The 14446-nt window shown below is 73.5% G+C and carries 10 protein-coding genes; 7 read left to right on the top strand and 3 right to left on the bottom strand.

From position 1 onward, the window contains the following. Positions 1 to 6: 6 nt before the first annotated feature. On the bottom strand, positions 7 to 1374 hold the full coding sequence (locus ACWFR4_RS10475) for a ferredoxin reductase family protein (protein ID WP_453651927.1): 1368 nt from the start codon (positions 1372 to 1374) through the stop codon (positions 7 to 9). 191 nt (positions 1375 to 1565) lie between these two features. Here ACWFR4_RS10475 and ACWFR4_RS10470 point away from each other — a divergent pair, with 191 nt between their 5' ends. Continuing rightward, positions 1566 to 2294 (top strand): response regulator transcription factor, encoded by a 729-nt coding sequence (locus ACWFR4_RS10470; RefSeq protein WP_453651925.1) that lies wholly within the window; start codon positions 1566 to 1568, stop codon positions 2292 to 2294. Beyond that, positions 2291 to 3763, top strand: a complete 1473-nt coding sequence (locus tag ACWFR4_RS10465) for a sensor histidine kinase (protein WP_453651923.1) — start codon at positions 2291 to 2293, stop codon at positions 3761 to 3763. Before ACWFR4_RS10470 ends, ACWFR4_RS10465 begins: the two co-directional genes overlap by 4 nt. A 62-nt stretch (positions 3764 to 3825) precedes the next feature. Here the strand turns inward: ACWFR4_RS10465 and ACWFR4_RS10460 are convergent, their stop codons facing one another. Together ACWFR4_RS10460 and ACWFR4_RS10455 are read right to left on the bottom strand one after the other, a co-directional pair. Continuing rightward, complete coding sequence (locus ACWFR4_RS10460) at positions 3826 to 4536, bottom strand: L,D-transpeptidase family protein (protein ID WP_453651921.1); 711 nt, start codon at positions 4534 to 4536, stop codon at positions 3826 to 3828. Positions 4537 to 4539: 3 nt separating this feature from the next. Further along, positions 4540 to 5127 carry a pyridoxamine 5'-phosphate oxidase family protein gene (locus ACWFR4_RS10455; protein WP_453651919.1) on the bottom strand — a complete coding sequence of 196 codons (588 nt, stop codon included), beginning with the start codon at positions 5125 to 5127 and terminating at the stop codon, positions 4540 to 4542. A gap of 219 nt (positions 5128 to 5346) precedes the next feature. Here ACWFR4_RS10455 and argH point away from each other — a divergent pair, with 219 nt between their 5' ends. The 5 genes from argH (at position 5347) to ACWFR4_RS10430 (ending at position 14442) form a co-directional block, all read left to right on the top strand. Continuing rightward, a complete protein-coding gene (argH, locus tag ACWFR4_RS10450; RefSeq protein WP_453651917.1) occupies positions 5347 to 6774 on the top strand; it encodes an argininosuccinate lyase in 1428 nt (475 codons plus the stop codon). Between the two features lie 189 nt (positions 6775 to 6963). After that, positions 6964 to 7821, top strand: coding sequence for a DUF4132 domain-containing protein (locus ACWFR4_RS10445; RefSeq protein WP_453651915.1), 858 nt, complete (start codon positions 6964 to 6966; stop codon positions 7819 to 7821). Next, positions 7818 to 12974, top strand: coding sequence for a hypothetical protein (locus ACWFR4_RS10440; protein ID WP_453651913.1), 5157 nt, complete (start codon positions 7818 to 7820; stop codon positions 12972 to 12974). The genes ACWFR4_RS10445 and ACWFR4_RS10440 overlap by 4 nt, the downstream gene beginning before the upstream one ends. Beyond that, positions 12971 to 13261: a hypothetical protein gene (locus tag ACWFR4_RS10435; protein ID WP_453460420.1), complete on the top strand. Its 291-nt coding sequence runs from the start codon at positions 12971 to 12973 to the stop codon at positions 13259 to 13261. The genes ACWFR4_RS10440 and ACWFR4_RS10435 overlap by 4 nt, the downstream gene beginning before the upstream one ends. After that, entirely contained in the window at positions 13258 to 14442 is a 1185-nt protein-coding gene (locus ACWFR4_RS10430) for an ATP-binding protein (RefSeq protein ID WP_393872872.1), read from the top strand. Before ACWFR4_RS10435 ends, ACWFR4_RS10430 begins: the two co-directional genes overlap by 4 nt. Positions 14443 to 14446: the final 4 nt, after the last annotated feature.

Below are 14446 nucleotides of genomic sequence, written 5' to 3'. Positions count from 1 at the left end.
CGCGGCTCACAGCTCGAAGGACTCGTAGTGGACACGGGAAGCGGGCACCCCGGCCTCGCGCAGGGCGTCGTACGAGGCGAGGGCGAGGCCGTGCGGCCCGCACAGGTACACGTCGTGGGCCGCGAGGTCGGGGAGCATCCGGCGCAGGCCGTCCGCCGTGATCGCCGCGCGGGTGCCGTCGGCGTCGTTCAGCGCGTACACGAGACGGGCACCCCGGCCGGCGGCGATCGACTCCAGCTCGCCGCGCAGCGCCAGGTCGTCGGCGGTGCGCGCCCGGTACAGCAGCGTGAGATCGCCCGGCGCCGCCGGCAGCGTCTCGAAGAGCGTGCGCAGCGGCGTGATGCCCGTGCCGCCCGCGACCAGCAGCACACGGCGTGACCGCCGCAGCCCCGCCGTCAGAGCCCCGTACGGTCCCTCCGCCCAGACCCGCGTGCCCCGGGCGAGGCCCGCGACGGACGCGCTGTGGTCGCCGAGCGCCTTCACCGTGATCCGCAGGAACCCGCCGCGCGGCACCGCCGACAGGGAGTACGGGTGCGAGGCGCCCCACATGCCGGGCGCCAGGAACCGCCAGCGGAAGAACTGCCCCGGCTGCGCGCCCAGCCTCTCCAGCTGCCGTCCGCTCACCCACACCGACGTCACCCCCGGCGCCTCCCGCACGACGGCCTCGACGCGCAGCCGGTGCCGGAGGTTGAGCCGCACCGGTACCAGCACCCGGAACCACAGCACGAGCGCGGCCACGCCCAGATAGAGGACGTACCAGGCCGTGCGGGCGGCGGCCCCGCCCGCGAAGTCGGCCCCGAGCGCCAGCTGGTGCCCGAACGCGAGGAAGATCGCGGCATACGTCAGGACGTGCAGGTAGTACCAGGTCTCGTACCGCATCCGGCGGCGCACCGCCCGGGCCGACACGAACCCCACCAGCACGAGCACGGCCGCGCCCAGGGTGCCCTTCAGCATCTCCGGGTAGTCGAGGACGATCGTGCCGAGCTCGGACACCGGATCGGTACGGCTCTGCGCCGCGTAGCCGAGCGTGATCAGGACGATGTGGCCCAGGAGCAGGCCGACCGTCCAGCGGCCGGCCGAGGCGTGCCAACGCGCGGTCCTGTCGCTGCCGAGCCCCTTCTCCAGAAGCGGCACACGCGCCATCAGGGCGACGAGCAGCGCACACATGTAGCCGCACATCAGCCCCATGATCCGGCCCGCCCCCGTCAGCCAGCCGTCGGCGCCGGAGACGACGCCGGTGCCCTGCCACCACAGGGCGAGCACCGCGGCCCCGCCCGCGCACGCGGCGGCCAGGAGCGGCACTGCGGGGGAGTGACGGCGCACCTGGCGCGGGGCCCGGTGGCGGAGCGGCGGGGCGCTGTGCGTGGTGGTCACCGGAGCGGCTCCTCGTCGTTCGGGGTGGGGACAGAACGCAACTCTGCGGCGCGAACCTCTGAGCGGGCTCTGAACGGGCGGTCTCCGCGCCTTCTTCAGAGCGAACGCACAGCGCCGCGTCATGCAGCGCGAACACGGCAACGGGCTCCTCAGAGCGAACTCACAGCAATCTGAGAGAGGCTTGCGGCGACATGAACGAACGCCCCGCCCTCACCCGCCCCGACGGCGCCCCCGTGCGCGTCCTCGTCGTCGACGACGAACCCGACATCGCCGAGGTCGTCACCGGAGTTCTGCGCTACGAGGGCTGGGACGTCCGCACCGCCGGTACCGGCCGTGACGCCGTACGCGAAGGGCTCGACTTCCGCCCCGACGCCGTCGTCCTCGACATCATGCTGCCGGACCGCGACGGCCTGTCCGTGCTGCGCGAACTGCGCGCCGCGCAACCGCACGTCTGCGTGCTCTTCCTCACGGCCCGCGACACCGTCGAGGACCGGGTCGCCGGCATCACCGCGGGCGGCGACGACTACGTGACCAAGCCGTTCAGCCTGGAGGAACTGGTCGCCCGGCTCCGGGGCCTGCTGCGCCGAGCCGGCATGACGAGGGAGCGGGCCGAGAACGCCCTGCTCACGGTCGGCGACCTGGTCATGGACGAGGACGCGCACGACGTCACCCGGGGCGGCGAGGCCGTCGACCTGTCCCCGACCGAATTCGCCCTGCTGCGGTGCCTGATGCGCAATCCCCGCCGCGTCCTCAGCAAGTCCCAGCTCCTCGACCGCGTCTGGTCCTACGATTTCGGCGGCCAGGCCCACGTCGTCGAGCTCTACGTCTCGTACCTCCGCAAGAAGATCGACGCCGGCCGTGAACCCATGATCCACACAGTGCGGGGCGCCGGATACGTCCTGAAGCCGGCGGGCCGATGAACCGGCTGCGCCTGAGGCTCCCGCACACCCTGCGCGCCCGGCTCACCGCCGGGCTCGTCCTGCTGCTCGCCGTCAGCTGCGCGGCCGTCGGCGTGGCCGCGGTCGTCGAGCTGCGCGGCTTCCTCACCGGGCGGCTCGACCAGCAGCTCCACGAGGCGGGCAGTGCCCTGCCCGCCAGCCTCGAACACGGCGGCCGCACCCCGGACGACCATGACGGCGACGAGCACGCCGACACCCGCCGCCAGGCCACCGGCACCCTCGGCGTCCGGCTGGTCGGCCCCACCGTCACCAGCGCCGCGGTCGTGCGGGCGGGCGCGGTCTCCGACGGCGCCGCCGACCTGGGCGTGCGCCTGTCCGACGCAGACCGCAGGACCCTCGCCGCCGTGCCGGTCGACGGGCAGGGCCACACCATCCGGCTGTCGCCCCTCGATCACTACCGGGTCGAGGCCCGTGACGGGAAGGACGGCGACGTCCTCCTCACGGGCCTGCCGCTGGAGCCCGTAGAAGCGACCGTGCACCGCCTCGAACTCGTCGCGGCAGGCGTCTTCGGGATCGCGCTCGCCGCCACCGGCGTCGCCGGGGCCCTCTGGGTGCGCTGGTCCCTGCGCCCGCTGAGCCGGGTCGCCGCGACCGCCACTCACGTCAGTGAACTGCCGCTCGCCAGCGGTGAGGTGGCCCTGCCCCCGCGCGCCCCCGAGTCCGACCCGCGCAGCGAGGTCGGCCAGGTGGCCTCCGCCTTCAACCGCATGCTCGGCCATGTCGAGGACGCGCTCACCCGCCGGCACGCGTCCGAGGAGCGCCTGCGCAGCTTCTCCGCCGACGCGAGTCACGAGCTGCGCACCCCCGTCGCCTCCATCCGCGGTCACGCGGAACTGGCCCTCCTGCACCCGGGCCCCGTGCCCGCGGAGGTCCGCCGCGCCCTGGAGCGCATCGCGGCCGAGTCCGGACGGATGGGCGGCATGGTGGAAGACCTGCTCCTGCTCGCCCGCCTCGACGCGGGACGGCCCGTGGAACGCGAGCCGGTCGACCTCACGCGCCTGATCCTCGACGCGGTCACCGACGCCCGCGCGGCGGGCCCGGAACACCGCTGGGCCATGGAACTCCCGGAGGAACCGGTCACCGTCACGGGCGACGCGCACCGCCTCCACCAGGCCGTCGCCAACCTCCTGGCCAACGCCCGCCTGCACACCCCGCCCGGCACCCGCGTCACCGCCCGCATCGAGGCCGATGAGAAGGTGGTCTCCCTCTCCGTACTGGACGACGGCCCCGGTGTCCCTGAGGAGATCCGCGACGGGGTCTTCGAACGCTTCACCCATGGCGACCGGCCCAGAACGGCAGGAGCGGGCGGTGGCACAGGACTCGGCCTCGCCATCGTCACGGCGGTCGCGGAGGCACACGGCGGTGCCGCCACGCTGCGGAGCGAGCCGGGCGCGACGGTGTTCACCGTCCGGCTGCCGTCCGGGCCGTAGCGTCCGGCTGCCGTTCGCTCCGCAGTGCGTGACCGCGTCCTATGGGCGGGGTCGGCGGGGCGTCAGTAGCGCGTGATCGCCGTCGCGCCGCTCGCCGTGCCGATCGCGATGTGCGGGTCGCTCCCGGGCCTCGCCCACGCCAGGATGCGCCGCATCGCGTCCGCCGGGACCGACACGCACCCGGCCGTCGCCCCGCGCCCGTTCACGTGCAGGAAGATGCCCGCTCCGCGCCCGCGCACCGGCCGCTCGTAGTTGTAGGCGATGACGAAGGCGTGCGCGTACTGGGTCGCGTACGACACGAGGTGCTCGGACTCGGCGGCGCGGCAGTCGGCCGGACGCGGCTCGGTCCAGCGGTTGTAGGACGCCGAGTCGTTGTCCTGGCACCACCAGGAGTCCTGGTGCACGCGCCGGTAGGCGGTGGTCGTGCCGGCCGGAGCGGGCTCGATCCCGAAGGCGTAGGGCAGGCCGTACAGACCCGTGGGTGTCGTGTACGTGCCCTGCTTGCGCGAGCCGCCGTCGGTGAGGCCCTTCGATCCGAACCGCGCCGCCGCCGAACCCGCCGCGACCCACCGCCCGTCGCGCCGGTCCCACCAGGTGACGGTGCCGGTGGTGGAGCCCGTGCGCGCGGCCTGCGCGGTGACGAGCTGGGAGCCGCCGCCCGTGTCGGCCATCCGCGCGGGCAGCGGCACGGGCCCGCCGGGCGGTGCCGCGCCCAGGATCAGCAGGGCGGCCGCCGCGGCCAGGGACGCGATGGTGACGGGTCGTGAGCGCATGTGTCAGACGGTAGCCGGAGGTAGCGGGAGCGGCAGCCCCGGAAGTCCGTCGATGCTGTGCTCGATGTGTTCCTTCTTCATGAAGTACTCGCTCAGGGAGGCGTCGTCCTCGCGCGCGAAGCGCCTCCCGTGCAGATCGCGGTCCGCGTCGTACGACATGAACGGGACGGCGTATCCGCAGCTGTCGCGGATGAGCTCGGCGGTGACCATGATGATCGCGCGCAGGCCGTGCTGGGTCGGGTCGATATCGGGGAAGTGTTCGAGCAGCTCCTTGAACCTGGCGTCGTCACGGAAGACAGGTTCTCCGTGGCCGTGCACCCGGACGATGTTCGGAGGGCCCTGGAAGGCGCACCACATGAGGGTGATGCGGCCGTTCTCGCGCAGGTGGGCGATGGTCTCGGCGGTGCTTCCGGCGAAGTCGAGATAGGCGACGGTCCGCTCGTCGAGCACGGCGAAGGATCCCGTCAGCCCCTTGGGGGAGAGGTTCACCGTGCCGTCCCCGGAGAGGGGTGCGGTCGCGGTGAAGAACATGGGCTGCTCCTCTATGAAGGTGCGGAGCCTGCCGTCGATGCGTTCGTAGGTCTTTCCCATGGTTCTGGATTATCGACCCGAGGTCGTTCGCCTGTCTAAGGATTTCGCGCGCATCTCGGTCCATGGAGGGTCGATTGACGAATCATGCAGTGCAATGCATACTCATGCATACGTCGAAGACCGCGGCGAAGCGCGACCTCGCCTGGTAACCCGTTACGGGAAGGGGCGGGACGGGGAAGAGAAAACCCGCCCCGCGTCACCGCACATCTAGGAGCAACCGTGAGCAGCAACACCGGCGATGTCCGCCTCTGGGGCGGCCGGTTCGCCGACGGCCCCGCCGAGGCCCTGGCGAAACTCTCCGCCTCGGTCCACTTCGACTGGCGCCTGGCGCCGTACGACATCGCCGGCTCCCGCGCCCACGCGCGCGTGCTGCACAAGGCGGGCCTGCTCACCGAGGACGAGCTGACCCGCATGCACGCGGGCCTCGACCAGCTCGAAGCGGACGTGGCGGACGGCTCGTTCGTCGGGACGATCGCCGACGAGGACGTCCACACGGCCCTCGAGCGGGGCCTGCTGGAGCGCCTCGGCGTCGACCTCGGTGGCAAGCTGCGCGCCGGCCGGTCCCGCAACGACCAGGTCGCCACGCTCTTCCGGATGTACCTGCGTGACCACGCGCGCGTCGTCGGCGGCCTCGTCGCCGACCTCCAGGACGCGCTCGTCGGCCTCGCCGAGGCGCACGCCGACGTCGCCATGCCCGGCCGTACGCACCTCCAGCACGCCCAGCCGGTCCTGTTCGCGCACCATGTCCTCGCGCACGTCCAGTCCCTGTCCCGGGACGCCGAGCGGCTGCGGCAGTGGGACGAGCGCACGGCGGTCTCGCCGTACGGCTCCGGCGCCCTCGCCGGTTCGTCGCTCGGCCTCGACCCGGAGGCCGTCGCGAAGGACCTCGGCTTCGAGCACGGCTCGGTCGGCAACTCCATCGACGGCACCGCGTCGCGGGACTTCGTCGCGGAGTTCGCCTTCATCACCGCGATGATCGGCGTGAACCTCTCGCGCATCGCCGAGGAGATCATCATCTGGAACACGAAGGAGTTCTCCTTCGTCACCCTCCACGACGCCTTCTCCACCGGCTCGTCGATCATGCCGCAGAAGAAGAACCCGGACATCGCCGAGCTCGCCCGCGGCAAGTCCGGCCGCCTGATCGGCAACCTGACCGGCCTCATGGCCACGCTCAAGGCCCTCCCGCTCGCGTACAACCGCGACCTCCAGGAGGACAAGGAGCCGGTCTTCGACTCCTGCGACCAGCTCGAGGTCCTGCTGCCCGCGTTCACCGGCATGATGGCCACGCTCACGGTCAACCGGGAGCGAATGGAGGAGCTCGCCCCGGCCGGCTTCTCGCTCGCCACCGACATCGCCGAATGGCTCGTCAAGCAGGGCGTGCCGTTCCGTGTCGCGCACGAGGTCGCCGGCGAGTGCGTCAAGGAGTGCGAGCAGCACGGCATCGAGCTCGACCAGCTCACGGACGAGCAGTTCGCGAAGATCTCCGAGCACCTCACGCCCGAGGTGCGCACCGTCCTGAATGTGCCGGGCGCGCTCGCCTCGCGCAACGGTCGCGGCGGCACCGCTCCTTCGGCCGTCGCGGTGCAGCTCGCCGAGGTGAAGGACGACCTCGCCGTGCAGCGCGCGTGGGCCGACGCCAAGTCCTGACCTGCCTCTTGTGTGGCCCGGCCCTTCAGGGGGCCGGGCCACACCGCGTTGTCAGTGGCTGCCTCTAAGGTTTCCGGCAGTTGATCAACACCGGCTCACAACCGGTGCTCGTGACGCGTGCCTTCGGCGTGCACCCACGACCGGTGGTCGACATCTGGGGAACGGAAATCGGCTGTCGGGGAGGCAGTGGTGGGGTGGATGCGCGCGGGCGACTATGAAGTCGCTCTGGACGACGGCGGCAAGGTCGTCTGCCGCAACAGCAAGGGGCGGCTCCTGAAGTCGGTGCCGCCGAAGATCGCCGACGAGCAGGCCGTCATCGGGCTCCGACAGCTCACCGAGTGGCTGGAGCGGCACGAGCGCGACTGCCGGGAGCGGGCCGAGCGCTGGATGACCCGCTCCCTTCCCGTGCCGGTCGCGGTGCTCGCCGAGGTCTGGCCCGACCCGGCCTGGCGCGCCGCCCTGAAGGACCTGGTCGTCACCGGCGACGACGGGACGGTCGCCGGGTTCCTGCGCGACGCCGACCCCGAGCGCGGCATCGGCCTCGTCGACCTCGACGGGGACACCGTGCGCATCCGCCCGCGGCAGATCCGCATTCCCCACCCGGTCCTCCTGGGCGACCTCGGTGAACTGCGCGAATTCGCCGTCGAGTTGGGGGTCGCCCAGGGCGTCCAGCAGTTGTTCCGCGAGATCTGGACCCGCGGCGCCGACCGCGACCCGGCCGCCCAGGCGGTCGACGACTACGAGGGCGGCGTCTTCAAGGAACTCCGCTTCCTCGCCGGCCGCGCCACGTCCCTCGGCTATCGGGTGCGCGGCGGCCACGCCGTCCAGCCCGTGCTCGAAGCCGGACGCACCGTCGAGGCCCGCGTCTGGATCGGCGACTACGAGGGCTACGCCGAGACCGAGACCGGACCGCTCACCTGGACCACCGGGGGCGGACAGGCCCTGGCCCTCGCCGAAGTCGGGCCGGTGGCCTGGTCGGAGGGCATGCGCATGGCCGCCGTCCTCTACGCGGGCCGCGAGCTCGAGGACGGGGAGCAGGCGGCGTGAGCACGGCGGTGAGCGGCGCGGGCGCGGGTCCGGGCACGGCAGACACGACCAGCACAGCGGGTTCGGCGGGCGAGGCGGCAGGGGAGCGGTGCGCGATGGGTACGGGCGACGGCACGGTGGACACGGGAGCGCTCCTGGAGGCGGGCGCCGTCCTGCTCCCGGGCGCACACCGCGGCGAGGACGCCGACGACCTCACGGCCCGCGCGTACACCCACCCCGCCCTTGAAGGGCGCACCGTCGTGCGCCTCGTGCCGGGCACGCTCGGCGATGCCGAGGACCTCGCCCTGGACTTCCTCGGGCTGCGGCGCGAGAGCGTCCGTGACGGGCTCGGCCAGGTACGCCGCGAAACCCTCGGCTTCCCCGCCTGGGCCCTGGTGAACGACCCGGAGAACGGGCACCACGCCCTCGCCCTCGTCAAGGACGTCGAGCGCCTCGCCCGCATGGCCAAGACCCGCGCGGGCGCCGCCAAGGAGGGGTTCGAGGAGCTCGGCGAGCGCCTCGGACGCTCCGTCCCGCACTTCCTGCCCACGTACTACGAGGAGGCGGGCCGCGCCTTCCTCCGGCACGAGAACACCACCTACGCGGCCGCCCTCTTCGGCAAGGCGCGCGAGGCCGAGCGCGTCCACAGCCTCGTTGTGGACGAGCAGAGGCAGCGCGCGGTGTTCCTCGAGTTCGCCTTCGCCGGGGCGCTCACCGTCAAGGCGCTCAAGGACCATGTGCGGGACCTGACGCAGCGTCTCGCGCCGCAGGCGGCCTGGGAGCAGTACCGCAGGCTCCTCGTCGAGCGCTGCGGCGCCGGGATGCCGCCGTACGCCGCCTTGCCTCAGGACGCCCGCAAGCTCATCAAGGCCGCGGGCCTGGACCGGGTCGAGGAGGATTGCCGGCTGCTCGCGGACCTCCTGGCCTCCCCGGCGGTGGTACGCGCACCCGGCACGTTCTGGACGGCGTACCGGCCCACCCTCCTGGTCCTCGCGGCGCAGGAACCCGCCGTCCGTAAGCGGCTGCTGGAGATCATGCCGACGGGGTTCGGACACGACAACGGCTCCGAGGGCGACTGGCTGGAGCTGCTCGCCGAGACCGGCGCCGAACAGCTCCTCACCGACCCGGCCCCGGACGCGGCCGTAGACGCTGGGGACTGGCTGTCGCGCTGGTCCACCCACCTGAAGGGCGGCTGGCGCGGGGTGCGCCGCTCCCCGATGACGTACGACCTTGTGGAGCGCATGGCGGCCCGTCTGCACGCCGAGGGGCGGCCGGTCGACCTGTTCCGCGGGCGCGGCTGGCGCAGTTGGGCCGACCTGGACCTCATCGATGTGTGCCTCGCGTCGGGCGTCGCCGTGGTGGACCCCGCGCCCCGCATGGACGGCCACGGGATCGGTCTTGACGACTGGTTCGGCGGACCCGACACAGGCCGCAGCGACCTCGCCGCGGTGGCCGCCGACGCGCGGTTCCGGCCGCTGCTCAAGGAGGCGATCGGCGGCAACTCCCAGCGCAGCGTGGGCAGTCGCAAGACCCTCGCTGTCGCCGAGCACCCGGTGCTCCGCCCGCTCCTGGCCGAGTGGCTCACCGAACAGGCCGAGGCGTTCACCGCGGCGGCGGGCCTGCCCGGCGCCCGCTCGGCGCTCCAGCACCTCAGGCGCTTCCGGTCGGTCGCGGCGGACGTCGCACCCGACGCTGTCGCCCGCGTCCGCGCCCACGACCTCAGCGGCAACCTCGGCCGCACCCTGCGCGCGGGCATCGTCGACGAACTGGGCTGGCCCGCGCTCGAAGAGGCCATGAAACGGCTCGGGCCCGTACCCGAGGAGCGCCACGGCGACGGGCTCACCGTCCAGGAGGCCTGGCCCGCGCTGATCGTCGCCCACCGGGACAAGGCCGTCGTAGCGGGACCCGACGGTATCCTCCTCGAACACGACCTGCGCATCCCCGGCAAGCCCGACCACTGGCGCCGGCCCGCCTTCCGCTTCGTCGGCGGCGAACTTCTCGTCACCTGGTGGCACGAGGGCAAGCAGCGCGCCTACTGGTCCTCGCGCCCCGCCGACGTCTTCCACCTCGGCGGCGAGTCAGCCATCCAGTGGCGCGCACACACCCTGGACGCCTCCCTGCCCCTGCCCGACGGCGGCCGCACCACCGGCGCCCGCCCCCTGCACGCGGGCGACACCACCCTGCCCAAGGAACACCGGGTCAGCGGCGACGGGTTGAACCACTGGCGGCTGCGCACCACGAGCACGGCCAGCACATGGATCGAGTACGACCCCGCCACCGGCGCCACCGGCCGCGCCTCCCTGCCGCCGCTCCTCGCGGGCGCCGTGCGCGACGAGGGACGGCTGCGGCATGCCGACTGCCAGGTACTGCCCCTCCAGGCGGGCCTGGAGAACAGCCCTCTGGGCACCGACGGCACGGTCCTCGGCCGATGGGTCCGCAGCGACGGCCCCGGAGACGGCACGGAAGAGCGGCTGACGGCGGGCACGCCCGACGGCCGCGAGGTCGCGCTGCCCGCCCGCTTCACCAGCGGCGGCACCCCCGTGCCGCTCGGCGCGCTGCGCCTGCCCGGCGGAGCGGAGCCCGTACTCGCCCTCGACGGAATCCGGTTGGGCCTCTACGCGGGCGGCGCCGGGCCCGCCGACGGGTCCTTCGGCGACACCGTGACGTCCCGGGCGGGCGCGCAGTACGCCGCAGGCACGCCGCTCGTCCCGCCGGCATCGTTCTGGCACGCGATGCGGGCCCGCGACGAGGACGGTTCCAAGGCACTGCGCGCGTTCGCCGACGAGCAGGCCGCCGCACTGGCGGACGATGCGGCGGCCGCACTGGCGCAGCACCGGAGGAAGACCACGGGCGAGGCCAGGACCGCCCTCACGGACGAGCAGAAGAAGGCCGCGTCAGACCAGTTCGACCGCGACCTGCTCGCCGCGACCGAGCGCGCCCTGCCCGCGATCGGGCACCCGTCGCTGCACGCGGGCGTCGGCGTCATCGCGCTCGCCATGGTCCAACTCCGCGAATCCGTGGCCGAGTTCACCGATCCCCAGACGGTGGCCGCACGGCCCGTCGCGGCGCGCAGGCAGGAGATGTTCCACGACTTCTCGCCCCGCGACGGCGACGACCGGACCCTGCTCAGCGCGATCCGCGGTGTCCTCGGCCACACCGTTCACGGCTACTGGAGCCCCGACACCTGGAGCACACTGCGGCAGATCAAGTCCGTGGGCCACGTCATCGCGGGCAAGGCGGCCGAAGGCACCCCGCTGCCCGGCGGACACGACCTCGCGACGCTCACCGGCGGCTGGACCACGGACGAACTCACCATTCAGAGCTGCACGTCCACCTGGCTGAGCGTCCTGCGCCACCTGCCCGCGCTGGCGTACCGCGCCACCGTCCCCGGCCTGGACGAGACCGACAGGTCCGCTCTCCTGAACCTCCTGGACGCCGTCGCCGAAGGCGCCCTCGCGGACCCGGACCGTCAGCTGCGCAGCGTCGAACTGTGCGAGAAGGGCGCCTACCGGCCGCGCCCCGGTCAGGTCCTCCGCCTGGGCGACCGCACCGTCGCGATCCTCGCGGCGGCCCGCACGCGCAGTCACGACGACGAGGTGGACTGGCTGGCTCTGGACCACGACCCTTCGGGCGCGTTCGGGCCGGTCGCCCACTTCATCACCCGTGAGGCGCAGCGGATCCCCGGCACACTCCTCGGCGACCGGATCGCGTCACTCGCCGCCCTCGTGCGTGAGCGCGGCGCCACGCCCTGGCACGCGGAGAACGCGACCGCACTGGCGGCCGCGCCCGGCTGCGGCCCTGTCCAGGCAGCGCTGCTCCTGGCGGGACGCCCCTCGGGCGTCCTCGCCGCCGACGCCGCATCCGCCGAGTGCCAGGCCCGCTCCGGACTCACCCGCACGCAGGTGGAGGCGGGCCACGACCGCCTGACCGCGCTCACATGGCAGGGCCGCGTCGATGTCGTCACCGCGCTGCTCCCCGAGTCCGTCGCTGACCTGTGGGAGACCGGGCCGGCCGTCGAGGCCGCCCGGGAGGTATGGACGGAGCGGTTCGGCACCCTTGTACGCCTCCCCGAGGACATGGAGATCTCGCTGAACGGGGTCTCCACCATCGGTGACGCCGAGGCCGTGCTCAACCCCCGGATCACTCCGTGGCTCAGCCGCACCACCGTCCAACGACTCGGCACGGACGGCCGGTTGACGGGCGATGACGCACTTGCGGTACCGCACGTCAGGGACCTGGTGCCCGCCGTGTCGGCGCTCGGCGCGCTCGCGTACGGCCTGCCGTACGGGCATCCGCTGCGCGCCGCCCTGCCCGCCGCCCTCGACGCCCTGCGCACCCGGCTCGCCGACCCGGAGCTGCTGCTCCAGCTCGGCCTCGACTGGACCGAGAAGGGCGGCGCCACCGCGCCCGAACTGCGCAAGGCGCACGGCATGCCCGAGACGGGCGGCGCCGGAGCGGACGGGCTGACGCGCGTGGGCGAGGCGTTCGTGGTCCACCCCTGGTACCAGCAGGAGGCCGTCCTCCTGCGCCCGGCCGGCCTCACCGGCCCCGACGACCCGGCGCTCGGTCTGATCGAGGGCCTCGCCGGATACCGCGCGGACGCCCCGCTGCGGGCGATCAGGGCGGTACTGGGGGATGGGCTCGGCCGCGCGGTGACGGCGGGCGCGCCGGGTGTGGACGGGCAGAGTGCGGGTGGACCGCAGGCAGGACTTGAGGGCTACGCGCAGGACCCCACGCGCAGTGTCCCCGGCCTGGTCACCGAGGTCGCCGAAGCGCACGGCATCGGCGAGGACGCCGCCGCCCTCTACCTGCAACTGCTCGCCCTGCCCGACCCGACCGACCGCAACAGCACGCGCTGGACCGGCTGGAAGCCCGCCCGCATGAAGAAGGCCCGCGCCGAACTCGCCGGGACCGCACTGGTGGTGGAGGCGAAGCGCGCCCGCGCGGGACGCGGCCTGTTCCTGCCTGGCGCCTGGCTGGCACTCAAGGCGCCCGCGCTGCCCGTCGAGTCCTGGAAGCGGGATCTGTACGACATCCCTGGCCACACCGCGACGGTCCCGCTGCAGCCCGTCCCCGAACTGTTCACCCGCGCATGGGACCGGGTACGCGCCGGCGACGTCCCGGCCTTCGAAGAACTCACGACCCGCGCGACCCGGAAGGGGCGGCGCCGATGACGACGAGGCCGGCACGGGTCACCCCGGAGGTGCGCGGCCTGCGCTGTCGGATCGCGCAGCGGCACATGACGACCAGGGCAGCCCAGGTCACCCCGGCAGTGTCCGACATGTGCCGTCCGGTCACGCAGCCGTCGATGTCCCCCACCACCGAACCCGTCCCGGCCGCGCCGAGCGCGCGGTGCCTGGGCACGCTGCTGCGGGAGCCCCGCCCGATGACCACTACCACCACCGATTCCGTCCCGGCCGCGCAGCGCGGGACCACGCAGCCGCGGGAGCGTCGCCGATGAGTACCACGACCGACACCGTCCAGGGCACGACGCCCTCCGCGCCGCGGCAGATCGTGCCGCCCGAGGAGTTGTACGCCGACGAGCTCGCGTTCCTCGCCGCGTACGACTCCGGCCCGCGGCCTCCCGGCTGGCGGCTCACCCCGCGCGCCGTCGTCACGTTCGTGATGGGCGCCGACGAACCGCTGCGCCTGCCCGACGGCGCCGACGCCGGCGAGGGCGTGCCGCGCCGGCTCGCCGTCCGGCGGAAGTTCGTCGGCGAGCGCGCCCTCGTGGAGCGCTGCGTCGTCACGCTCGCCGGCGAGCGCGGACTGCTCCTGGTCGGCGAGCCCGGCACCGCCAAGTCGATGCTGTCGGAACTGCTCGCCGCCGCCGTCAGCGGCACCAGCGCGCTCACCGTCCAGGGCACCGCGGGCACCACCGAGGACCAGCTCAAGTACGGCTGGAACTACGCCCTGCTGCTCGCCCAGGGCCCGAGCCCCAAGGCGCTCGTACCCTCACCGGTGCTCGCCGCCATGACCCAGGGCGCCGTCGCACGCGTGGAGGAGGTCACCCGTTGCCTCCCCGAGGTGCAGGACGCCCTGATCTCCCTCCTCTCCGAACGGCGCATCGCCGTCCCCGAGCTGGCCGGCACGGACGCGGCCCAGGCCCACGCGGCCCCCGGGTTCAACGTCATCGCCACCGCCAACCTCCGTGACAAGGGCGTCTCCGAGATGTCCGCCGCGCTCAAGCGCCGCTTCAACTTCGAGACGGTCGGCCCCATCGGCGACTTCGACGCCGAACTCGACCTCGTACGCCGCCAGTCGAAGGCGGCCGTCGAACGGGCCGGCGCCGCGTACCAGCTCGACGACATGGTCCTCGACGTCCTGGTCACCGCTTTCCGCGAGCTGCGCTCGGGCCGTTCGGCCGAGGGCTGGGAGGTGGAGCGGCCGTCCACCGTGATGAGTACGGCCGAGGCCGTCTCCGTCGCGACGGCGCTCGGCGTCGCCGCCGCCTACTTCCCCGGCGACCGCGACGCCCTCGCCCTCCTGCCGGGCCACCTCACGGGCGTGGTCCGCAAGGACGACCCGGCGGACGCGGCGCGGCTGCTCGGCTACTGGGACGGCGCGGTGCGGCGCCGTGCCGAGGAGGGCTCCGCGACCTGGCGCACGCTGTGGGACCTGCGCTCCGTCCTGGAGGGCTGACCCA

Source organism: Streptomyces sp. NPDC055140 (assembly GCF_053607285.1).
The sequence above is the reverse complement of the archived record's forward strand: the minus strand, read 5'-3'. Positions and strand labels throughout refer to the sequence as shown.